The 21460-nt window shown below is 59.6% G+C and carries 18 protein-coding genes; 13 read left to right on the forward strand and 5 right to left on the reverse strand.

Translation table 11 applies throughout. The features are described 5' to 3' along the window. Positions 1 to 3: 3 nt before the first annotated feature. From J3P93_RS26365 to J3P93_RS26415, 11 genes are all read left to right on the forward strand, one after another. Positions 4 to 996: a D-cysteine desulfhydrase gene (locus J3P93_RS26365; RefSeq protein WP_434593510.1), complete on the forward strand. Its 993-nt coding sequence runs from the start codon at positions 4 to 6 to the stop codon at positions 994 to 996. 302 nt (positions 997 to 1298) lie between these two features. After that, positions 1299 to 2099 (forward strand): cystine ABC transporter substrate-binding protein, encoded by an 801-nt coding sequence (tcyJ, locus tag J3P93_RS26370; RefSeq protein ID WP_332765743.1) that lies wholly within the window; start codon positions 1299 to 1301, stop codon positions 2097 to 2099. After that, positions 2099 to 2764, forward strand: a complete 666-nt coding sequence (tcyL, locus tag J3P93_RS26375) for a cystine ABC transporter permease (RefSeq protein ID WP_434593513.1) — start codon at positions 2099 to 2101, stop codon at positions 2762 to 2764. Before tcyJ ends, tcyL begins: the two co-directional genes overlap by 1 nt. A 4-nt stretch (positions 2765 to 2768) precedes the next feature. Then, positions 2769 to 3518 (forward strand): L-cystine ABC transporter ATP-binding protein TcyN, encoded by a 750-nt coding sequence (gene tcyN, locus J3P93_RS26380; RefSeq protein WP_434593515.1) that lies wholly within the window; start codon positions 2769 to 2771, stop codon positions 3516 to 3518. Positions 3519 to 3981: 463 nt separating this feature from the next. Beyond that, positions 3982 to 4746, forward strand: coding sequence for a hypothetical protein (locus tag J3P93_RS26385; RefSeq protein ID WP_434593518.1), 765 nt, complete (start codon positions 3982 to 3984; stop codon positions 4744 to 4746). A gap of 232 nt (positions 4747 to 4978) precedes the next feature. Next, a complete protein-coding gene (locus J3P93_RS26390; protein WP_434593521.1) occupies positions 4979 to 6220 on the forward strand; it encodes an SfnB family sulfur acquisition oxidoreductase in 1242 nt (413 codons plus the stop codon). A gap of 38 nt (positions 6221 to 6258) precedes the next feature. After that, positions 6259 to 7452, forward strand: coding sequence for an SfnB family sulfur acquisition oxidoreductase (locus tag J3P93_RS26395; RefSeq protein WP_434593524.1), 1194 nt, complete (start codon positions 6259 to 6261; stop codon positions 7450 to 7452). Next, complete coding sequence (locus J3P93_RS26400) at positions 7452 to 8810, forward strand: LLM class flavin-dependent oxidoreductase (RefSeq protein ID WP_434593527.1); 1359 nt, start codon at positions 7452 to 7454, stop codon at positions 8808 to 8810. Before J3P93_RS26395 ends, J3P93_RS26400 begins: the two co-directional genes overlap by 1 nt. Positions 8811 to 8935: 125 nt before the next feature. Then, positions 8936 to 9745, forward strand: a complete 810-nt coding sequence (locus J3P93_RS26405; protein WP_434593530.1) for a MetQ/NlpA family ABC transporter substrate-binding protein — start codon at positions 8936 to 8938, stop codon at positions 9743 to 9745. 2 nt (positions 9746 to 9747) lie between these two features. Next, positions 9748 to 10869 carry a methionine ABC transporter ATP-binding protein gene (locus J3P93_RS26410; RefSeq protein WP_434593533.1) on the forward strand — a complete coding sequence of 374 codons (1122 nt, stop codon included), beginning with the start codon at positions 9748 to 9750 and terminating at the stop codon, positions 10867 to 10869. Then, positions 10859 to 11503 (forward strand): methionine ABC transporter permease, encoded by a 645-nt coding sequence (locus J3P93_RS26415; RefSeq protein WP_434593536.1) that lies wholly within the window; start codon positions 10859 to 10861, stop codon positions 11501 to 11503. The genes J3P93_RS26410 and J3P93_RS26415 overlap by 11 nt, the downstream gene beginning before the upstream one ends. A 77-nt stretch (positions 11504 to 11580) precedes the next feature. On the opposite strand, the gene J3P93_RS26420 is transcribed toward J3P93_RS26415, so the two are convergent. Together J3P93_RS26420 and J3P93_RS26425 are read right to left on the reverse strand one after the other, a co-directional pair. Continuing rightward, the gene (locus J3P93_RS26420) at positions 11581 to 12093 is read right to left on the reverse strand and encodes a hypothetical protein (RefSeq protein ID WP_434593539.1); all 513 of its coding nucleotides are present in this window, start codon (positions 12091 to 12093) and stop codon (positions 11581 to 11583) included. 132 nt (positions 12094 to 12225) lie between these two features. After that, the gene (locus J3P93_RS26425; protein WP_434593542.1) at positions 12226 to 14388 is read right to left on the reverse strand and encodes an RHS repeat domain-containing protein; all 2163 of its coding nucleotides are present in this window, start codon (positions 14386 to 14388) and stop codon (positions 12226 to 12228) included. A 571-nt stretch (positions 14389 to 14959) separates the two neighbouring features. Between J3P93_RS26425 and J3P93_RS26430 the strand changes: the two genes are divergently transcribed. Next, on the forward strand, positions 14960 to 15316 hold the full coding sequence (locus J3P93_RS26430) for a DUF6124 family protein (RefSeq protein ID WP_434593545.1): 357 nt from the start codon (positions 14960 to 14962) through the stop codon (positions 15314 to 15316). Between the two features lie 108 nt (positions 15317 to 15424). Further along, positions 15425 to 16054, forward strand: coding sequence for a class I SAM-dependent methyltransferase (locus tag J3P93_RS26435; protein ID WP_434593548.1), 630 nt, complete (start codon positions 15425 to 15427; stop codon positions 16052 to 16054). A gap of 98 nt (positions 16055 to 16152) precedes the next feature. On the opposite strand, the gene J3P93_RS26440 is transcribed toward J3P93_RS26435, so the two are convergent. Genes J3P93_RS26440 through J3P93_RS26450 form a run of 3 tightly spaced genes read right to left on the reverse strand, consistent with a single transcriptional unit; the run spans position 16153 to position 21367 of the window. Further along, positions 16153 to 19206, reverse strand: coding sequence for an efflux RND transporter permease subunit (locus tag J3P93_RS26440; protein WP_434593551.1), 3054 nt, complete (start codon positions 19204 to 19206; stop codon positions 16153 to 16155). Continuing rightward, positions 19203 to 20267 (reverse strand): efflux RND transporter periplasmic adaptor subunit, encoded by a 1065-nt coding sequence (locus tag J3P93_RS26445; protein ID WP_434593554.1) that lies wholly within the window; start codon positions 20265 to 20267, stop codon positions 19203 to 19205. The genes J3P93_RS26440 and J3P93_RS26445 overlap by 4 nt, the downstream gene beginning before the upstream one ends. Next, positions 20264 to 21367 (reverse strand): efflux RND transporter periplasmic adaptor subunit, encoded by a 1104-nt coding sequence (locus tag J3P93_RS26450; RefSeq protein ID WP_434593557.1) that lies wholly within the window; start codon positions 21365 to 21367, stop codon positions 20264 to 20266. The genes J3P93_RS26445 and J3P93_RS26450 overlap by 4 nt, the downstream gene beginning before the upstream one ends. Positions 21368 to 21460 lie beyond the last annotated feature (93 nt).

Raw genomic sequence — 21460 nt, forward strand, 5'->3', positions numbered from 1 at the left:
CCCATGATCAAGAATCAGCTGGAACGCTTTAACCGTCTCGACCTGCTCGGCCACCCTACGCCACTGGAAAAACTCGAACGCCTGTCCACGTGGCTCGGTCGCGACGTTTACATCAAACGCGATGACCTGACGCCGCTGGCCATGGGTGGTAACAAGCTGCGCAAGCTCGAATACCTCGCCGCCGATGCGCTGGCACAAGGCGCCGACACGCTGATCACCGCGGGTGCGCTGCAATCGAACCACGTTCGCCAGACGGCTGCGCTAGCGGCCCGACTCGGTCTCGGCTGTGTGGCGCTGCTTGAAAACCCCTTGGGCACCGAGGACAGCAATTACACCGGCAACGGCAATCGCCTGCTGCTGGACCTGTTCGATGCCAAGGTCGAGCTGGTCGACAATCTCGACAACGCTGACGAACAACTGGCCGCCCTCGCGGTGCGTCTGCGCAGCAACGGCAAAAAGCCCTATCTGGTGCCGATCGGCGGTTCCAATGCGCTCGGTGCGTTGGGTTACGTACGCGCCGGGCTTGAATTGGCCGAGCAGATCAAGGACACCGGACTGGAGTTCGCCGCCGTCGTGCTGGCCTCGGGCAGCGCCGGCACCCATAGCGGTCTGGCCCTCGCCCTGAGCGAAGTGCTGCCACCACTGCCGGTGATTGGCGTGACCGTGTCGCGCAGCGAAGAAGATCAGCGGCCGAAGGTCCAAAGCCTGGCCGAGCGCACCGCGGAGCTGCTCGGTGTCGAGCTGCCGGCCAGTTTCAAAGTCGAGCTGTGGGACGAGTATTTCGGCCCGCGTTATGGCGAGCCGAACGCCGGAACCCTGGCAGCGGTGAAACTGCTGGCGGGTCAGGAAGGTCTGTTGCTTGACCCGGTCTATACCGGCAAGGCCATGGCGGGGTTGCTCGATGGGATTGGCCGGCAGCGCTTCGATGACGGCCCGATCATATTTCTTCATACGGGCGGAGCGCCGGCGTTATTCGCCTACAAGGATTTTCTGTAAATCGCTCCCACGCTCCGCGTGGGAACGCAGCCCGGGACGCTCTGCGTCCTTTCCAGAGCTGGAACGTGGCGTCCCTTGCAGCATTCCCACGCCGATCTTGAGAACGATCCATATGCGAGAAAAGAATATCAATTCAGATATTGAGTATTTTCAAGTCTATAAACGACATCATATAGTCACGCCGCAGGCGAATTTCGGGCGAGACGCATAAGCTGCTTTGAGGCAGGATAGCGCTGTCGTCAAATTCCCGAATGTGCCTACATTCCTTAAGCGTCTTCCATAAGAAAACACAGGGGCTTGTCATGAATTTTTCCGCACTACGTCGCACTCTGCTGGTCGGTTCGCTGGGGCTTGCGCTGGGCGCCGGTCTGATCGGCCAGGCCGTGGCCGGTGAGCAACTGCAACAGATCAAGGACAAAGGCGTGCTCAACGTCGGCCTGGAAGGCACTTATCCACCGTTCAGTTTCGTCGACGAGAACGGCAAGCTGTCCGGTTTCGAGGTGGAACTGTCCGAAGCGCTGGCGCAAAAACTTGGTGTCAAAGCCAAGGTTCAACCGACCAAGTGGGATGGCATCCTCGCCGCGCTGGAATCCAAGCGTCTGGACATCGTGGTCAACCAGGTGACCATTTCCGAGGAGCGCAAGAAGAAGTATGACTTCTCCAAACCGTACACCGTCTCCGGGATTCAGGCGCTGGTGCTGAAGAGCAAGGAAGCCGCGCTGAACATCAAGACCGCCGCTGACCTGTCCGGCAAGAAAGTCGGCGTCGGCCTGGGCACCAACTACGAACAATGGGTTCGCGCCAACGTGCCAGGTGCTGACGTACGCACCTACGATGATGACCCGACCAAGTTCGCCGACCTCAACAACGGCCGCACCGATGCGATTCTGATCGACCGTCTGGCCGCGCTGGAATACGCCAAGAAAGCCCCGAAAACCGTCGCCGCCGGTGAAGCGTTCTCGCGTCAGGAATCCGGGATTGCCCTGCGCAAAGGCGAGCCGGAACTGCTGGCGGCGGTGAACAAGGCTCTCGACGAACTGCGCGCCGACGGCACGCTGGAAAAGCTGTCGAAGAAATACTTCAACGCTGACGTCACTCAATAATGGAAGAAGCTTTCCAACTCGCCCTGGATTCCGCGCCCTTCCTGCTCAAGGGCGCGTATTACACGGTAGTCCTCAGCCTCGGCGGCATGTTTTTCGGCCTGCTGCTGGGCTTCGGTCTGGCGCTGATGCGCCTGTCGCGCTTCAAATCGGTCAACTGGCTGGCGCGCATCTACGTGTCGTTCTTTCGCGGCACGCCGTTGCTGGTGCAACTGTTCGTGATCTATTACGGCTTGCCGCAATTGGGTCTCGAGCTTGATCCGCTGCCGGCGGCACTGATCGGCTTCTCGCTGAACATGGCCGCTTACGCCTGTGAAATTCTCCGCGCCGCGATCGGCTCGATCGAACGGGGTCAGTGGGAAGCGGCTGCGAGCATCGGCATGACCCGCGCGCAGACCTTGCGCCGGGCCATCCTGCCGCAAGCGATGCGAACGGCGCTGCCGCCGCTGGGCAACAGCTTCATTTCGCTGGTCAAGGACACCGCGCTGGCCGCCACCATTCAGGTGCCAGAGCTGTTCCGTCAGGCGCAACTGATTACCGCCCGGACTTTCGAAGTCTTCACCATGTATCTTGCCGCCGCGCTGATCTACTGGATTCTGGCCACGGTGCTGTCGCACCTGCAGAACAAGCTGGAAGAGCGGGTCAATCGGCACGACCAGGAGTCCTGAGCCCATGATTGTCGTGGAAAAACTGACCAAGCAATTCAAGCATCAGGTCGTGCTCAACGGCATCGATCTGGAGGTCAAGGAAGGCGAGGTCGTGGCGATCATCGGCCCCAGCGGTTCGGGGAAAACCACGTTCCTGCGTTGCCTGAATTTCCTTGAACAACCCACCAGCGGCCGGATCAAGGTTGGCGACATCGAAATCGACACCAGCCGCCCGCTGAACCAGCAACAGAGCCTGGTGCGCAATCTGCGCCAGCACGTGGGTTTCGTGTTTCAGAACTTCAACCTGTTCCCCCATCGCACCGCGCTGGAAAACGTCATCGAAGGCCCGATCGTGGTCAAGAAGATTCCGCGTGACGAGGCTGTTGCGCTGGGCAAAAAGCTCTTGGCCAAGGTCGGACTCGCCGGCAAAGAGGACGCTTACCCGCGTCGTCTCTCCGGTGGTCAGCAGCAGCGCGTCGCAATCGCCCGGGCCCTGGCGATGGAGCCGGAAGTGATCCTGTTCGATGAGCCGACCTCGGCGCTCGATCCGGAACTGGTCGGTGAAGTACTGGCGACCATCCGTGGCCTCGCTGAAGAGAAACGCACCATGGTCATCGTCACGCACGAGATGGGTTTTGCTCGCGACGTGGCCAACCGTGTGGTGTTTTTCGACAAGGGCGTCATTGTCGAACAAGGTGAAGCCAAGGCATTGTTTGCCCATCCGAAAGAACAGCGCACACAACAGTTTCTCAGCAAGTTTCTAAATCACGCCTGAGTCTGTTTTAACTGCGCTTCGGCAACTTCCAGGGATGGAAGGCGCCTTATCCAGCCTTTATATAAAGCACTATTAACAAACCTGTAACCGGCGCTTTTTTATACATTGCGCAACAGTTGAGTTGTGCCTGTAACTCTACCCCTTCGGTTTGATGACCCACCCATAAATCCATGCATAAACGGGCAAAAAGCCGTGAAGCTCGTGGCCCGATTCGCCCCAGCGCATAGGCTTTGGGCGTCCGCGCCGTAGGAGCTTTCTGATTAACTTGTAATTCGCAGATTGACTAAGTTCGTCTATTGACACTCCTCCCAGCACACTCTTATCTAGTCGACAACCGGCACCATCCAGTTCAATCACGCCGTCTTCAACTTGAATAAAAGTTCGACGCTTTATTGCCGGTTTATTCACGCCTTTTGTTCTTTCAGAAACGGACTTCGCTGCAAGGCTTCAAGGAGAGAAATCGATGACCCGCACTTCGCATACCCCCGAACTGGCAGCGCCGAGCCTGGCGCCCGCGCAGAAAACCGGCATCAATCTGGCCGCCGCCGCCCATCTGTTGATCGAGGTCGCGCCCTACCCCGACATGGACAGCGGCGACCTCATCGAGTTGTTCTGGAACAAGTGTTACGTCGCCTCCAGAGTGCTGATCGCCGAGGATATCGGCACGACAGTCAGCCTGCGTGTGCCGGAGAGCTTCATCGACAACGGCACTGCGCGCATTCATTACCGCGTGATGCAGGTCGGCCACGGCCCGGCGTTCTCGGCAGCGACGCGAGTGTTGGTCAAACTCGATTGCCCCGGCGGCCAGCCATCGGCCCTGAGCGCAGACGAAAACCAGCAACTGGCGCCGGTGACGATCCCCGCGGCCATCCGCCGCCAGGGCGTCAACCCGAACCAGATCAAACGCGGCGTACCGCTGAGCATCGAGCCGTACCTGAACATGGCCGAAGATGACGCCATCACCTTGCGCTGGGGTGATGTGCGCATGGACCTGGCACCGATCACCGCTGCCGACATCGGCTTGCCGATCCAGGTCTGGGTGCCGCCGGCGGTGATTGTCGAAGCAGGCGAAGATCTGCGCCTGGACGTGACCTATTGCATCCTCGATCGGGTCGGCAACAACTCTCGCTGGGCACCGCCGCGCACGCTGAAGATCGGCTGTGTCAATCCTTACCTGAAAGTCTCGTTGAAGCCGGAATGCAAAGCGGCCGAAGCACGGGAGCATTGATGCTGGCGAGAGGTGACGGGAGTTCGCTCCCGCCTTCTATGCATATTCCTAAAAGTTAGTTTATTTAATATTTATACGCGCCTAGGGTATATGCACCGGACCACCGGACATTCCTTCATTCGCCGCACCTTGCGGCGTTTTCAATGAGATGTGAGGTAGGTCGTATGGTCCGGAACACAATCACCCCAGTGCAGATCGCCAGGGCATTGCGTGCAGCCAGGGAGTGGCGATGATGTCCAGTCTGGCCGATGCAAACGTCCAGTCGGATCTGGACATCGCCCCGATGTTGTTGCCCGCGCAGGTCTTGCGCAACGATGCCCAGGCCATCAAGGCTGCCAATGAGCTGGCGCAGGTCGCCCGCGTCCAGGCGGCGAAACGCGATCGTCAGCGCAAGTTGCCGTGGTCGGAAATCGAGCAGTTCACCGGCAGTGGCCTGGGCAGCATTGCCATTCCGCGCGAGTACGGTGGCCCGCAGGTTTCGTTCGTTACGCTGGCGGAAGTCTTCGCGATCATTTCCGCCGCCGACCCAGCGTTGGGGCAGATTCCGCAGAACCAGTTCGGCATCACTCACCTGATCCTTGGCTGTGCCAGCGAGGCGCAGAAACAGCAGTTGTTCGACAGCGTTCTGCAAGGCTGGCGCATCGGCAATGCCGGCCCGGAACGCGGCAGCAAAAATACTCTGGAGTTGAAAGCGCGGATCAGCGCCGATGGCGATGATTACCTGATCAATGGCCAGAAGTTCTATTCCACCGGCGCGCTGTTTGCGCACTGGGTGGCGGTCAAAGCGCTCAACGATGCAGGCAAGCAAGTGCTGGCGTTCGTCCGGCGCGGCACGCCGGGTTTGCGCATCGTCGACGACTGGTCGGGCTTCGGTCAGCGCACCACCGCCAGCGGCACGATTTTGCTTAATAACGTGCGCGTCGAGTCGAGCCTGGTCATCGACAACTGGAAGATCAACGAAACGCCGAACACCCAGGGCGCCGTTTCGCAATTGATCCAGGCGGCCATCGATGCCGGCATCGCCCGTGGCGCGATTGACGATGCCATCGAATTCGTCAAAACCCGGGCACGGCCGTGGATCGATGCCAAGGTCGATCGCGCCAGCGATGACCTCTACGTGATCGCCGATATCGGCAAACTGAAAATCGAACTGCATGCCGCCGAAGCGCTGCTGCGCAAGGCAGGCCAAGTGCTCGATCAGGTGCATGCCGCACCGATCACGGCGGCCTCCGCCGCGCGTGCCTCGATCGCCGTTGCCGAAGCAAAAGTGCTGACCACCGAGATTTCCTTGCTCGCCAGCGAAAAGCTTTTCGAACTGGCCGGCAGCCGCGCGACCCTCGCCGAATTCAACCTCGACCGCCACTGGCGCAACGCTCGGGTGCACACCCTGCACGACCCGGTGCGCTGGAAATATCACGCGGTCGGCGCGTATCGCCTCAACGGCACGCTGCCTGCCCGTCACTCCTGGATCTGACGACCAGAACACTTTTGACCAGATCTCTGGAGAAGCACATGACTTTTTCCCAACCCGTCGCGCTCATCACCAGCGATGAGCAAGCCCTGATCGTCGCCAGCGACCTGGCCGAAGATTTCCAACGCGACAGCGCCCTGCGCGACCGTGAACGGCGCCTGCCGCTGCCCGAACTTGAAGTGTTTTCCCGCTCCGGCCTGTGGGGTATCAGCGTGCCCAAGGCGTATGGCGGCGCGGGCGTGTCCAACGTGACCCTGGCCAAAGTCATCGCGCTGATCGCGCAGGCCGACGGATCGCTCGGGCAGATCCCGCAAAACCATTTCTATGCACTGGAAGTGCTGCGGGTCAACGGCAGCGAGCAGCAGAAACAGCGCCTGTACGCCGAGGTTCTCGCCGGCCAGCGTTTCGGCAATGCCTTGGCGGAACTGGGTACCAAAACCGCTCACGACCGCGTCACCCGCCTTACGCGTGACGGCGACGGTTATCGCATCAACGGGCGCAAGTTTTACGCGACCGGGGCGATTTACGCGCAGCGCATTCCGACCTCGGTGGTGGATGAAAATGGCGTGCAGCAACTGGCCTTTGTCCCGCGTAACAGCAAAGGTCTGAGCGTGATCGACGACTGGAGCGGTTTCGGCCAGCGCACCACCGGCAGCGGCTCGGTCGTGTTCGAAGACGTTTACGTCGCCGCTGAAGACGTTCTGCCGTTTCAAAGTGCTTTCGAACGGCCGACCACGGTCGGCCCGCTGGCACAAATCCTCCACGCCGCCATCGACACAGGGATCGCTCGCGCCGCTTATGAAGACGCCTTGCATTTCGTGCGCAGCAAGACGCGGCCGTGGATCGATTCCGGCAACGACAAGGCCAGCGAGGACCCGCTGACCCTGAAGAGCTTCGGTCACCTGAGTATCCGCCTGCACGCCAGCGAAGCCCTGCTTGAACGTGCCGGCGAATTCCTCGATGCCGCACAGGCTGACACCAACGCCGAGACCGTTGCAGCGGCCTCGATCGCCGTTGCCGAAGCACGCGCGATCAGCACGGAAATTTCTCTCGCGGCGGGCAGCACGCTGTTCGAACTGGCCGGCAGCCAGGCCACCCTCGCCGAGCATGGTCTCGACCGCCACTGGCGCAACGCCCGCGTGCACACACTGCATGACCCGGTGCGCTGGAAATATCACGCCGTTGGCAATTATTACCTCAACGACGAAAAGCCTCCGCTGCGAGGGACGATCTGATGAGCGCGGCGAAAAAGAAGATTCTGCTCAACGCGTTCAACATGAACTGCATCGGCCATATCAATCACGGCTTGTGGACGCATCCGCGCGATACCTCGACCCGTTACAACACCCTCGAGTACTGGACCGAGCTGGCGCAATTGCTCGAGCGCGGCCTGTTCGACGGCTTGTTCATCGCCGACATCGTCGGTGTGTATGACGTCTACCAGAACTCGCTCGACGTGACGCTGAAAGAGTCGATCCAGTTGCCGGTCAACGACCCTTTGCTGCTGGTCTCAGCGATGGCTGCGGTAACGAAAAACCTTGGCTTCGGTCTCACCGCCAATCTCACCTACGAAGCGCCGTACCTGTTCGCCCGGCGTCTGTCGACGCTCGATCATTTGAGCCGCGGTCGGGTGGGCTGGAACATCGTCACCGGCTATCTCGACAGCGCCGCCAAAGCCATGGGCCTGAGCGCGCAGGTCGAACATGACCGCCGTTACGATCAGGCCGATGAGTACTTGCAGGTGCTCTACAAACTCTGGGAAGGCAGCTGGGAAAACGACGCGGTACTCAACGACCGCGAGCAGCGCATCTACGCGCAGCCGGACAAAGTGCACAAGGTCGAGCACAAGGGCGAGTTCTATCAGGTCAACGGTTATCACCTGTGCGAACCGTCGCCGCAGCGTACGCCGGTGCTGTTTCAGGCCGGCAGTTCCGAGCGCGGCCTGCAGTTCGCCGGGCGCCACGCCGAGTGTGTGTTCATCAGCGGTCAGAACAAACCGTCGACCAAGGCGCAGGTGGACAAGGTCCGCGCCAGTGCCGTAGAGGCGGGGCGCAACCCCGAGGACATCAAGGTGTTCATGGGCCTCAATGTGATTGTCGGCGCCAGCGAAGCAGAAGCCTGGGCCAAGCATGCCGAATACCTCGGCTATGCCAGCGCCGAGGCCGGCGTCGCGCATTTTTCCGCCTCCACCGGCATTGATTTTTCCCTTTACGCAATCGACGAACCGATCCAGTACGTGAAAAGCAACGCGATCCAGTCGGCCACCAAAACCCTGCAGAACAACGACTGGACCCGGCGCAAATTGCTCGACCAGCACGCCCTCGGTGGCCGCTACATCACCGTGGTCGGCTCACCCGAGCAAGTGGCCGATGAGCTGGAATCGTGGATCGCCGAAACCGGGCTGGATGGCTTCAACCTGACCCGCATCGTCACGCCGGAAAGCTACGTGGATTTCATCGATCTGGTGATTCCGGAACTACAGCGGCGTGGCTCGTACAAGACCGCGTATGACAGCGGCACGTTGCGCGAAAAGCTGTTTCACGGCGAGGCGCAGTTGCCCGAACAACACACCGGATCTTCGTACCGACGCTAAAAGCATCGCTGGCAAGCCAGCTCCCACAAGGGTCTGTGGCGTTCACAAAACCTGTGGGAGCTGGCTTGCCAGCGATGAGGCCATCCAATACACCACAAATTCATGCACTGACTGGAAAAACCATCATGACCAAGAATCTGCTCTCCCACCCAGTCAAAGCACTGGCCCTGGCCTTCGGCCTGTTCAGCTCGGCGGTGTTTGCCGCCGATGTACCCTTGAAAATCGGCACCACCGCCGCCTTCGCCATTCCGCTGGAAGCGGCCGTCGAAGAGGCCTCGAAACAAGGCCTGGAGGTCGAGCTGGTGGAGTTCACTGACTGGATCGCACCGAACGTCAGCCTCGCTGCCGGCGATATCGACGTGAATTATTTCCAGCACATTCCGTTTCTGGAAGACGCCAAAGCCGCGTCGGGTTTTGATCTGGTGCCGTTCGCGCCGGGGATCATCAACAACGTCGGGCTGTACTCGAAAAAATACAAAAGCTTCGCCGAATTGCCGGAGGGCGCCAGCGTTGCCATCGCCAATGATCCGATCAACAGCGGTCGCGGTCTGCAATTACTGGCCAAGGCCGGTTTGATCACGCTCAAACCGGGTGTGGGCTACAAGGCCACCGAGGATGACATTGTCGCCAATCCGAAAAAGATCAAGATTCTCCAGGTCGAAGCCGTGCAACTGGTACGCGCCTACGATGACGCCGACCTGGTCCAGGGCTACCCGGCCTACATTCGTTTGGCGAAGACCTTCGATGCCGGTTCGGCACTGCTGTTCGACGGCCTCGATCACAAAGAATACGTGATTCAGTTCGTCATTCAGCCGAAGAGCAAAACCGATCCGCGCCTGATCAAATTCGTCGACATCTACCAACATTCGCCGGCCGTTCGCGCAGCGCTGGATAAAGCTCATGGCAAGCTCTATCAAGCCGGTTGGGAAAGCTGAGCATGACCGTCGCGATCCAACGGCGACTGGAGACTCCAGAGCCACACACTGCGAAAAAAACCGAGCTGCATCCTGAACTGAATCGCGCCCATGTGCGCTTCATCGGGTTGGGCAAAACCTACAACGGTCGCCAAGGTCCGGTCGCCGCTTTGCAGGGCATCGATCTGGCGATCCAACGCGGCGAGGTATTCGGCATTATCGGCCGCAGCGGCGCAGGCAAGTCGTCGTTGATCCGCACGATCAATCGTCTTGAGCAACCGACGTCGGGGCGCGTTTTGATCGATCAGGTCGACATCGGCGAATTCGACGAAGACCGTCTCGTCGCATTGCGCCGGCGCATCGGCATGATCTTCCAGCACTTCAATCTGATGTCAGCCAAGACCGTTTGGCAGAACGTCGAGTTGCCGCTGAAAGTCGCTGGGGTGCCGAAGGAACAGCGCGAGAAAAAGGTCCGCGAGCTGCTCGAGCTGGTCGGCCTGCAAAGCAAACACAAGGCGTATCCGGCGCAACTTTCCGGTGGACAGAAACAGCGCGTCGGCATTGCCCGTGCGCTGGTGCACGACCCGGATATTCTGCTGTGCGACGAAGCCACTTCGGCGCTTGATCCGGAGACCACGCAATCGATCCTCGCCCTGCTGCGCGAAATCAATAAACGCCTGGGCCTGACCATCGTGTTGATCACTCATGAAATGGCGGTGATACGCGAGATCTGCGACCGCGTCGTCGTGCTTGAGCATGGCCGTGTCGTCGAGCAAGGCCCGGTCTGGCAGGTGTTCGGCAATCCGCAGCACGAGGTCAGCCAGACCCTGCTTGCGCCGCTGCAACACGCCTTGCCGGAAGAATTACAGAGCCGTTTGCTGGCGCAATCGACTTCCGCTCACGACGCTGTAGTACTGCGCTTGCAGTTCACCGGCAGTACCGCTGATGAGCCGGATCTGGCCGCGTTGTTTGCGGCGCTGGGTGGACGAGTGAAGCTGCTTCAGGGCGGGATCGAACGGATTCAGGGGCATGCATTGGGGCAACTGTTATTGGCAGTCAGCGGTTCTTCGTTCAGCGCCGAGCAATTGCGCGAACGCGCCGCACCATGGGCGCAACGAGTGGAGGTATTGGGTTATGTGGTTTGATCGCTTGCTGCAGGGTTTTATCGACACCTTCCTGATGGTCGGTGTGTCGTCGTTGATCGCGTTGCTGGTGGGGATTCCCATGGCGGTGATTCTGGTCACCAGCGACAAGGCCGGCATCTATGAGGCGCCCCTGTTGAACCGTGCATTGGGCGCCTTCGTCAATCTGTTCCGCTCGATCCCGTTTCTGATTCTGATGGTCGCGCTGATTCCGTTCACCCGCCTGATCGTCGGCACCACCTACGGTGTCTGGGCCGCCGTGGTGCCGCTGACCATCGCTGCTACACCGTTTTTTGCGCGGATCGCCGAGGTCAGTCTGCGCGAGGTCGATAATGGCTTGATCGAAGCCGCGCAGGCGATGGGTTGCCGGCGCTGGCACATTGTCTGGCATGTGCTGCTGCCCGAGGCGCTACCGGGGATTGTCGGGGGTTTCACTATCACCTTGGTGACCATGATCAACTCGTCGGCCATGGCTGGGGCGATTGGTGCTGGTGGGCTGGGGGATATTGCTTATCGCTACGGCTATCAGCGCTTTGACAGTCAGATCATGTTGACGGTGATTGTGTTGCTGGTGGCGTTGGTGGCGGTGATTCAGTTGGGTGGGGATCGGTTGGCTCGGGGGTTGAACAAGCGGTGAACCGGACTCTTCGCTTGCGATGGCTGGGAAGTCAGCGCCCAACCATCGCATGCGAACTGGGGCGCTACTGTCAGTGTTCACCCGACATAACCTGGAGTAATAGAATTTTTTTTCAAAAAAGCCCGGGTACTTCCCTGATCAAGTGTGTTTTCCATATTTTCTCTTGTCTGAAAAACCAGACTCGTCATGTCTTCCCACTTCACGCTGTTATGAGACTGCCACTCCACATACTCATCAGGCGAAGCCAGATCCGTTTCGCCACCCGACATAATCCTTGTCAATACTTGCCATGTTTCGCGTTGCATTTCGTGAAACACTGGATACAGATTTCCAAATGAAGCCAGATTATTGATTGAAGGCTTCAGATCAAAGCTATCGACCCCGGTCAAAGTCATATATTTACGTGACTCATCCTTCAGATGGAAGGCAGCAGATCCATATGCTGAAGCGCCACCCGCGCTGGCAAGACCAGGAGAGAGTTTCAAAGCCCCATACACAGGCCTGAAATCCCCACTGAACTTCGGATGATCTGCCGAGCCATACTCTTTTATTATTCTGGAAGGGGAATGAGCATAGTCAAACATGTTCATTTCGAAACCATCCCGGAACTCCGTTGCAAAACCCGGTTCAACGTCCTGATGCCAGATATTCCTAAGGCCATCACCTTTCAAATCAGGGATGCTTTCCGGGTTGATATTGAAAGTCAGTTTCGCACTGGATATTCAATTGACAGCGGCTTTCAGCAATTCATCCGCAGCCACATCGCTCTGGATGCTCGCCATTTTTTTAATTTTGACAATGGCAAAACTCTTATCCGAGTCCTTTCGAGCCAATATACTGGGGAGCAAATGCAATTTGAAATGGGCCCTGCGCGCATGTTCCGCGTCACTTTCGCCTCTCAAAATGCTACTCAAACCTCTGACCGTCCCCTGTTTATCAACGAAAATCAGCGGACTATTTCCTAGCATTGCGTAAAGATTGATTCCATCGATATCTCGACCAGGATCGGGACTTGTCCAGCGTTGTAACCACGGTGCGTAATAACGATATCCATAATAGTAAAGACCGGACGCATCCCGCTCTTTCCCTGAATATCGAATCTTTTTGTTTTTCGCCGCCAATGCATTTTTACCCGCCCAGCACGCCGTGCCACCAAACGGGTAATAGTGCTCCTGAGTCAAAATCCCCGCACCATCATCCAATTCCAGCGCGCTGGAGCCAAGATGATCGCTGAGGCTGTAACGCAGTTGGTCACCTTCCACCCCGCTTGGCCAGTGCAGCAGTCGTACCTGATGGCGCCCGGTGTCGACACTGGAGACATGTCGCTCGACACTATCAATTTCGCGATAAATCTCGAGCCCCGGCAGATAACGAACTTCTGCCGTCAGCGTCTGACCGGACGCTTGGCTGACGATTGTTTTACGCAACCGATGGCCCGGCTTGTCGTATCCATAACACTCGTAGTCATCGCTTTCATTCGGACGTTGCACCAACACAACCCGGCTTAACTCATTGCGCACGTTCCAGTACATGGCCTGACCGCGTTGCAACTGAAGCTGATTACCCGCCTCATCAAATCCCGACGCTATATCCGCTTCCCCGGGCAAATTACCGTCATCGCGCTGGCCCAGGCTTCGGTTGCTGTAAGCCGAAGTAAACATCGAAAAACCCGGCGCACCGCTGTGGTGGCGAGTGATGAGGTTGCCCGCTGCGTCGTAGTCGAATTTCTGCGTGTAGTTGCGCCGTTGATCGGGATCCAGCGGCGTTGGCAGTAGATCCGGCAAGGCCGGACCATGGCTGGGCTGGCTGACTTCCCAACCGCGGGCCTCGACCAGTTGATAAAGGCTGTCGTAGCGATACCAACTGACCGGATCGATCCGCTGATTGTTGAAGCAAGACACAGCCTGGGTTTTATCTTCCAGACTAGTGACATTGCCCACTGGGTCATAGGTGTAGTTCAGATCTTGCGACGGCTGTTGCGCACCGACACTGGCGAACAATCTGAGCAACCGGCAATCATCGCGGCTGTATTCGGCGCGGGCGACGACGCCGTTGCCGGCCGTTTCGCTTTCGATCTGACCCTGCGCGTTGTAGCGAATGGTACTGACCAGGCACTGCGGCTGCCTGCCCTCGCCGGCCTGTAACAGCCAGATCGCGGCAGATTGCCCGGCCACGTTGTAATGCTGCGTTCTGATGTTACCCACCGCGTCGGTGTGATGCTGCAGGTCGCCTGTCGGGCTGAAAGACTGTTGAGTGACGTAGTTTTTCTCCTCGAGATACTCATCTCGGCGGTCCGGATCTAGGGGCCAGTCCGGCGTTTGCAGTTCGATCAGAAAGCGTCGCGATTCCACCAGTGCTGACCCGCCGAGGCCGTAGTCATCGAAGTGTCGATTGCCGGCCGGGTCGTCATGGCGAATCAGTTGACCGCACTGGTTGTGCCGTGCGTAGTCATCCGTGGCTTCTCCATAGATCCAGCGCTCGACCACGCGAGACGGCCCGTCGTGCGCTTGCTCAGTAAGGGCGATCGGCCGTTGCAGCTCATCGTATTGGTGATGGCTCTGACTGCCCCGCGCATCCCAGACAGCACACAACGAACCTGCTTCATTCAACAGGCACGCCTGCCAGCCGGCGTCGACACTGTCTGTGAATAGCCCTTGCCCGCTCAACGCGTAGACAGCGGCCAGATTCGGCTTCGGCGCAGCGCCATATAAACGCGGATCCCACGACGCCGCCTGCCGCCCCGCCTCATCAAAGATCTGCCGGGTGATGCGCGATTCGATGTCGGCTTTATCCGGGTGTCGGCAATAGGCAACGCCGCGAATCGCCAATGCACGCGGGTCAATTACCGATAAGGTCGGAGTGGCGGTGTCATGGTGAGTGTTCACGGCTACGCAAGTCCTTGGCGCCCATGCACCAAGACTGAACCTGTTTTCTCTGGCCCGATACTGTAAGAACTACCAGTTGCTTTCAGCCAGGTTTTCCGGTTTCTGCGCGCACGTATCGTGTTTGGACAGGGCTGGCGCGATGGCTGAATAAGCGCTATGTTCGATAGCGGCAGGTGGCCATCAACCTGATCCATGTGATCGCACGCATTTGGGCAATGCCCTTCGTAAAAACCAGACCCTTCCTACGCGAAATTTATCGTTTCGCCAGCCTGAACCACGCGGGTTTGCAGGACGCTTCCTAGAATGATTTGCCCGCTTGTACCCGAAATATCCTGTAGCTAATCTCCGCTCGTCACTGCTTGGCGGTGACCGGATTCAGTTGTCCGGATTCGCTGGGCGTGCGGTCAGGCCTGACCTCGGCAGAGCTTCAAGCTGCCCGATGTTGGCTGTGCGCAGGGCACTTTCGGGTGCGCCGATAACCGGCGGCCGACGACTGATCTGCGTGCAGCCGCCGTCCTGCTCGTTTAGTCGCGAAATGGTTGGCTCCCCACTTGAAGTCAGGAGTTTACCCATGGAAAAAAATCTTGCCGATCCGCCACTCAGCCTCACCTCCAGCAAGCGGTTCACCGAGGATTTGCTCAAGGATCGCTCTGCACTGTGCCGTGCCGTCGACTCGCATCTGGCCGGTAAACAGGTCACGTTGGCGGGACAGAAACGCGTCTACAGCATCAGTGAGGACGTGACGCTGGAAGATGCCCAGTTGTATGTCGCCGATCTGCTGCGCTGCGCTTCGGTAACTGTCCATCAATGCGGCGATCAGCTCGCGGGCGCGGATCGAGCCATGGTGTTCTCGGTCTGGCACCTGCTGGAGATGGCCAAAGCGATGATGGACCGCTCGATCGATTGCCTGGGCGCGAAGCAGCACTGAGTCCGGGCATCAATCACCGCCGGCGCTGGCAGCAGCGCCGGCGGCGTTTTTTTGCCGGTGAAAAAGCTTATAGTCCGCTTTCTTCCTCCGCCAAAAACAGCACCGATGATGAAGCAGACGCCCAGCGACCTCGAACAGATCACTGCAACCACGCTAGGCCATTACAACTCGGTGGCCGAGGACTTCCGCGAAGGCACCCGCGATCACGATGTCAGTCAGAACATCGATGCGTTGCTGCGGCATATTCAAGGCCAGGCGCCGTTTACCCTTCTGGATTTCGGCTGCGGGCCCGGGCGAGATTTGCAGGCGTTTACGCGCATGGGTCACGTCGCTGTCGGGCTGGACGGTTCCGAAGAATTCGCGCGAATGGCCCGCGAGGACGCCGGCTGCGAAGTGTTGCAGCAGGACTTTCTCAAACTGGATCTGCCGGCGGAGCGCTTCGACGGGATCTTCGCCAACGCGGTGTTGTTTCATGTACCGTTGCAGGAATTACCGCGGGTGCTCAGGCAATTGCACGGCGCGTTGAAACCGGATGGGGTGTTGTTCAGCTCCAATCCGCGTGGGGACAATCGGGAGGGCTGGAGCGGGCCGCGCTATGGCTCGTATCACGATCTCCAGGCCTGGCAAGGTTTGCTGACGGCGGCGGGGTTTGTCGAACTGGAGCATTACTACCGGCCAGCGGGGTTGCCGCGCGAGCAACAGCCTTGGTTGGCGAGTGTTTGGCGTAAATCTGCATAGTCCCTCAAGACGCCATCGCCAGCAGGCTGGCTCCCACAGGAGCGCGCATTGCAATTGTGGGAGCCAGCCTGCTGGCGATGAGCGCGTAGCGCTCGCTTTTACTCTGTTTCTTTTTTCGGCTCGCGAATCTTGTACCAGGCCACGTACAGCGCCGGCAGGAACAGCAGCGTCAATAACGTCGCCACCACGATCCCGCCAATCATCGCGTAGGCCATCGGCCCCCAGAACACTTCGCGAGCGATCGGGATCATGCCCATGCTCGCCGCTGCGGCAGTCAACAGAATCGGCCGGCGCCGGTGTTCGGTCGCTTCCACCACCGCATCCCACGGCGCATAACCTTTCTGCTCGAACTCATCGATCTGCGTTACCAGGATCACCGAGTTGCGAATGATGATGCCGATCAACGCGAGAATCCCCAGAATCGCCACGAAGCCCATCGGCGTGCCGGTCGGCACCAGCGCCAGCACCACGCCAATCAGCCCCAGCGGCGCGACGCTGGCCACCAGAAACATCTTCTGCACGCTGTGCAACTGGATCATCAGGAACGTTGCCATGAGGAACAGCATCAACGGCAAGACCTTGGCAATCGGCCCCTGAGCCTTGCCGCTTTCCTCGACGGTACCGCCAGTGGCGACCTTGTAGCCGACCGGCAGTTTGGACGCAAAGGCGTCAATCGATGGCTTGAGCAGTTTCACCAGATCGGTTGGCTGAATCTCGTCGCGCACTGAAGCCTTGATGGTGATCGTCGGCAAACGGTCGCGACGCCACACCAGCGGCTGCTCCAGTTCATAGCGCACGGTGGCGAACGCCAGCAGCGGAATCGAAGTGCCGCTCGGCGTGACGATTTGCAGATTCTCGATGGTTCTCGGCGAACCACGTTCGGCCTCCACCGCGCGACCGACCACGTTGATCAGGTAGATATCGTCATTGACCTGAGTCAGCGGCGAGCCACTGACGATGCTGTTCATCAGGTTCGCCACGTCTTCCGACGACAGGCCGAGCTGGCGTGCCTTGTCCTGGGCGATGTCGATGCGCAGGACTTTGCCCGGCTCGTTCCAGTCGTAGATGATTTCGCCGATGTGCGGGTTCTTGTCCAGTTCGGTGGCCAGGTCGATGGCGTGTTTGCGTACCTGATCGACGTCCTTGCCGCTGACCCGGTACTGGATCGGACGCCCTACTGGCGGGCCCATTTCCAGTGCCTGGACGTAGCTGCCGATGCCGACGAAGTCCTTGTGCAAGCGCTCGCGCAGGCGCTGGCTCAGCGCTTCGCGGGCCTCGAAATCCTTGCTGACGATGACCAGTTGCGCGTAGTACGGGTTCTGCAATTGCTGGTCGAGCGGCAGGTAGAAACGGATCGCGCCTTGGCCGATGTAGGTGCTCCAGCGCACGATGTCCGGGTCGCCCTTGAGCGTGGCTTCGAGCTTGTCCACCGCTTTGCGGGTTTCATCGATCGAGGCGTTTTGCGGCAGGTTCAGGTCGACGAGAATTTCCGGACGGTCCGAAGCGGGGAAAAACTGGTTCTGCACAAAGCGCATGCAGAACACCGCCAGCACGAACAGCAGCACCGTGACGCCGATCGCCCACCAACGGTTGCGCATCGCCCATAACAGGCCGCCGTTGAAGGCGCGACCGATGCGTCCCGGTTCGGCGTCATGCGCCTTGACCTTGTCGCTGAGGATATGCACGCCGATCACCGGCGCAAAGAATACCGCCACCACCCACGAGACGATCATCGCCACGGCAATCACCGCAAACAGGGTGAACGTATATTCACCGGCGGAGCTGGCGTTGAGGCCGATCGGCACGAACCCGGCGACCGTCACCAGCGTACCGGTAAGCATCGGAAATGCCGTCGAGGTGTAGGCGAACGTCGCCGCCTGCTCTTTGGTTTCGCCCATTTCCAGACGCGTGACCATCATTTCCACGGTGATCATCGCATCGTCCACCAGCAGGCCGAGGGCGATGATCAGCGCGCCGAGGGAAATCCGCTGCATGGTGATGCCGCTGTATTCCATGAACACGAAGACCATCGCCAGCACCAGCGGAATCGAGCACGCCACCACCAGACCGGCGCGCACGCCGAGGCTGATGAAGCTCACCACCAGGACGATAATCACCGCCTCGAACAAGGCGCTGGTGAAGCCGCCGACGGCTTCTTCCACCACCACCGCCTGATCGGAGACCGTGTGCACGCCGACGCCCACCGGCAGGTCTGCCGTCAGTTCGTCGATGCGCTGGTGCAAGGCCTTGCCGAATTCCTGAACGTTGCCGCCCTTCTGCATCGCAATCGCCAGACCGATGGCCGGTTTGCCGTCGAAGCGGAATTCAGGCGTGGCCGGGTCGACGTAGCCGCGACGGATTTCGGCGATATCGGCCAGACGATAGAAGCGATCGTTGAGTTTGAGGTTGACCTCGGCCAGATCCTTTTCCGAAGCGAATTGCCCCGACGTGCGCACGGAAATCCGCTCGGGCCCGGCCTCGATCACCCCGGCCGGAGTCACCGCGTTCTGCGATTGCAGGCTTTGCACCACTTGACGCTGATCGATGCCCAGCGCGGCGAGTTTGCGCGTGGAGAAGTTCAGGTAAATCGTTTCGTCCTGCTGGCCGACCATTTCGACCTTGCCCAGCCCCGGCACACTTCGGATCTCGGCGCGCGCCTGCTCCACATAATCGCGCAACTGGCGCATGGTCAGCCCGTCGGCGGTAAACGCATAGACCGAGCCGAACACATCGCCAAACTCGTCGTTGAATCCCGGCCCTTGAATCCCTTGGGGAAACTGCCCGCGAATGTCGTCAATCTTCTTGCGAACCTGGTACCAGATTTGCGGAATGTCTTCGGCGCTGGTGGTGTCGCGCAGGTACACGTACACCGTCGATTCGCCGGGGCGCGTGTAGCTTTTCACGTAATCGAGCGAGTCGAGTTCTTCGAGTTTTTTCTCGATGCGGTCGGTGACCTGCTTGAGGGTTTCGTCCTGGGTCGCGCCGGGCCATTTGGTCTGGATGACCATGGTCTTGATGGTGAACGACGGGTCTTCTTCGCGACCCAGATTGAAATAGGAGAACACCCCCATGAGCAATCCGACGAACATCAGATACCAGACGAATGACTGATGCTTGAGGGCCCATTCGGAGAGGTTGAAAGAGCCTTTCATTGACTGTCCTCGTCAAGTTTTACCGATTGTCCGGGTTTGAGACTGTTGACGCCGGCGCTGACCACCCGCTCGCCGTTCTTCACACCGCCGGCGAGCACTACACGGCTGTCGGTGCGGCTGATCACCGTGACGTCGCGGGGGCTGACGGTTTTGCTTTGGGTGTCGATCACCCAGATCCGCGGTTTGCCTTCGACCTCCTGCAACGCGGTGGCGGGCAGTTCGATGCGCGGTTTGATTGCTGAGCTCAAGGTCACGCTGATCGCCGTGCCGAGGCGGAAACCGTCCGGGGTGTCGGTCAGGGTCAAACGCGCCCGGCGGGTGCGTGTGGCGCTCTGCGCCTGGGGTTCGATTTCGCGGATGATCGCCGTGGTGTTGATGCTTGGGTCAAGTTGCGCGGCCACCGAAAACACCACGTCGGGCGGAAGCTGATCGACCAGGGTATCCGGCAGATCGATCACCGCTTCCTTGATGTCCGGCTGCGCCAGCGTCACGACTTGTTGGCCAGCGGTCACTACCTGCCCGGCTTCGGCGTTCCACGCGGTGACCACGGCTTTTTGATCGGCGCGCAGTTCGGTGTAGCCGAGTTGATCCCGGCTCTGGTTGACCGCCGCGCGCGCCTGATCCAGCGAAGCCTGGGTGGTTTTCAGATCGGTCGTGGCAACGTCCAGTTGCGCCTGCGCGCCGACGCCGCGATCGAACAGCGCCTGCTGGCGGCGCGCGTTGGCTTGGGCGTTGATCAATTGCGCCTGGACCCTGGCCAGGTCGCCCTCGGCCGAACGCAGCTGGTTTTGCTGGTCGGACGGGTCAAGGGTGGCGAGCAGCGTGCCCTTCTGTACTTCGGCGCCCACATCGACGTAGCGCCTGGCGATACGCCCGCCGACGCGGAAGCCGGTGTTGCTTTCATAGCGCGCCTGAATGCTGCCGGCGAAACGCCCGAGGCTTTCCTCGCTCAACGCTTCGACCTTGACCGACAACACCGGACGCACCGGTTCCGGCGGCGCTTCCTTTTCCGAGCATGCGCCGAGCAGCAGCGCCAGGGACAACAGACCGAGGCGATTCATGGCTGCGCTCCCGGTTGCAGATCTTTGTACGTGTTTTCGGCAATCTCGACTTTCATGCCGGGGTGCAACAGTTGCCCGCCGGCAACGATGACTTTTTCGCCGCCCTTCAGGCCCTCGCTGATGATCACCTTGCCGGTCAGATAGCGACCGACCGTGACCGTGTGCAACTGCGCCTCGCCCTTGTCATCGACCATCCAGACTGCTGGCTCGCTAATGTTTTTCGTCAGCGCCGACCACGGCAGCTCCACCGCCGATTTACCCGCACCTTTCGCTGTGGCACTGACGACCGAGCCGAGCTGCATGCCCGGCGGCGGCTTGTCGAGGCTGACCTTGACCTGCACGGTGCCGGATTGCGCTGACACCGCAGGTGTGACCTCGCGCACGGTGCCGGTGGTTTTGATCTCGGGGTTATCAAGCAGGCTGACCACGATCGAGTTGTCCTCCGGGCGCTCGGCCAGCAGCGACTCATACACGTTGAATACCGCATCACGGTCGCCATCGCGGGCCAGGCTGAAAATCGGTGCGGTGGCCTGTACCACTTGCCCGACTTCGGCCTGACGCTCGGTGATCACGCCAGGCGCATCGGCAATCAGCGCGGTATAGCTGAGTTGATCCCTGGCGTTGGCCAGTTGTGCCTGCGCGGCGCTCAGGGCGCTCTGGCTGCTGCGCAACGCCGCCTGGGCGGAATCGTATTCGCTCTGGCTGGTATAGCCCTTGGGCAGCAGTTTTTGCTGGCGGACGAAAGCCGCCGCGGCCTGTTTCACGCGGGCCTGTTCGGCGAGGACCTGAGCCTGGGCCGAATCGACATTGGTCTGCAGATCCTTGGGGTCAAGCCTGGCCAGCACCTGTTTGGCGGTGACGCGGTCACCGACGTCGACCATGCGCTGGATGATTTTGCCGCCCACGCGAAATGACAATTGCGTCTGCACGCGCGCCTGCACGTCACCGGTAAGAGTTACCGCTGCCGCGTAGTTCTGGGGTTTGACCTCTTGCACAAAGACCCGTGGCAAGTATTCCTGAGCGGGTTGCTTGTCGCCGCAAGCGGTGAGCAAGACCATGGCGCTCAACGCCATCAGCACTTTCAATCCGGGACCCGCCATGCACACTCCTTGGCCTTTAATGCTGCTGTCGAGACGATACGACTTCACAGCTTAGAACAGGGTTCCATGGTTGCAGGCCCCCAGCACAGATTT

The organism is Pseudomonas sp. R3-57, from assembly GCF_051132065.1.
Classification (GTDB): Bacteria; Pseudomonadota; Gammaproteobacteria; order Pseudomonadales; family Pseudomonadaceae; genus Aquipseudomonas.

What these genes read in the sequence shown, in the direction of transcription:
- J3P93_RS26365 (WP_434593510.1), top strand. Translation starts at nt 4, where the DNA reads ATGATCAAGAATCAGCTGGAACGCTTTAACCGTCTCGACCTGCTCGGC.
- tcyJ (WP_332765743.1), top strand. Translation starts at nt 1,299, where the DNA reads ATGAATTTTTCCGCACTACGTCGCACTCTGCTGGTCGGTTCGCTGGGG.
- tcyL (WP_434593513.1), top strand. Translation starts at nt 2,099, where the DNA reads ATGGAAGAAGCTTTCCAACTCGCCCTGGATTCCGCGCCCTTCCTGCTC.
- tcyN (WP_434593515.1), top strand. Translation starts at nt 2,769, where the DNA reads ATGATTGTCGTGGAAAAACTGACCAAGCAATTCAAGCATCAGGTCGTG.
- J3P93_RS26385 (WP_434593518.1), top strand. Translation starts at nt 3,982, where the DNA reads ATGACCCGCACTTCGCATACCCCCGAACTGGCAGCGCCGAGCCTGGCG.
- J3P93_RS26390 (WP_434593521.1), top strand. Translation starts at nt 4,979, where the DNA reads ATGTCCAGTCTGGCCGATGCAAACGTCCAGTCGGATCTGGACATCGCC.
- J3P93_RS26395 (WP_434593524.1), top strand. Translation starts at nt 6,259, where the DNA reads ATGACTTTTTCCCAACCCGTCGCGCTCATCACCAGCGATGAGCAAGCC.
- J3P93_RS26400 (WP_434593527.1), top strand. Translation starts at nt 7,452, where the DNA reads ATGAGCGCGGCGAAAAAGAAGATTCTGCTCAACGCGTTCAACATGAAC.
- J3P93_RS26405 (WP_434593530.1), top strand. Translation starts at nt 8,936, where the DNA reads ATGACCAAGAATCTGCTCTCCCACCCAGTCAAAGCACTGGCCCTGGCC.
- J3P93_RS26410 (WP_434593533.1), top strand. Translation starts at nt 9,748, where the DNA reads ATGACCGTCGCGATCCAACGGCGACTGGAGACTCCAGAGCCACACACT.
- J3P93_RS26415 (WP_434593536.1), top strand. Translation starts at nt 10,859, where the DNA reads ATGTGGTTTGATCGCTTGCTGCAGGGTTTTATCGACACCTTCCTGATG.
- J3P93_RS26420 (WP_434593539.1), bottom strand. Translation starts at nt 12,093, where the DNA reads ATGAACATGTTTGACTATGCTCATTCCCCTTCCAGAATAATAAAAGAG.
- J3P93_RS26430 (WP_434593545.1), top strand. Translation starts at nt 14,960, where the DNA reads ATGGAAAAAAATCTTGCCGATCCGCCACTCAGCCTCACCTCCAGCAAG.
- J3P93_RS26435 (WP_434593548.1), top strand. Translation starts at nt 15,425, where the DNA reads ATGAAGCAGACGCCCAGCGACCTCGAACAGATCACTGCAACCACGCTA.
- J3P93_RS26440 (WP_434593551.1), bottom strand. Translation starts at nt 19,206, where the DNA reads ATGAAAGGCTCTTTCAACCTCTCCGAATGGGCCCTCAAGCATCAGTCA.
- J3P93_RS26445 (WP_434593554.1), bottom strand. Translation starts at nt 20,267, where the DNA reads ATGAATCGCCTCGGTCTGTTGTCCCTGGCGCTGCTGCTCGGCGCATGC.
- J3P93_RS26450 (WP_434593557.1), bottom strand. Translation starts at nt 21,367, where the DNA reads ATGGCGGGTCCCGGATTGAAAGTGCTGATGGCGTTGAGCGCCATGGTC.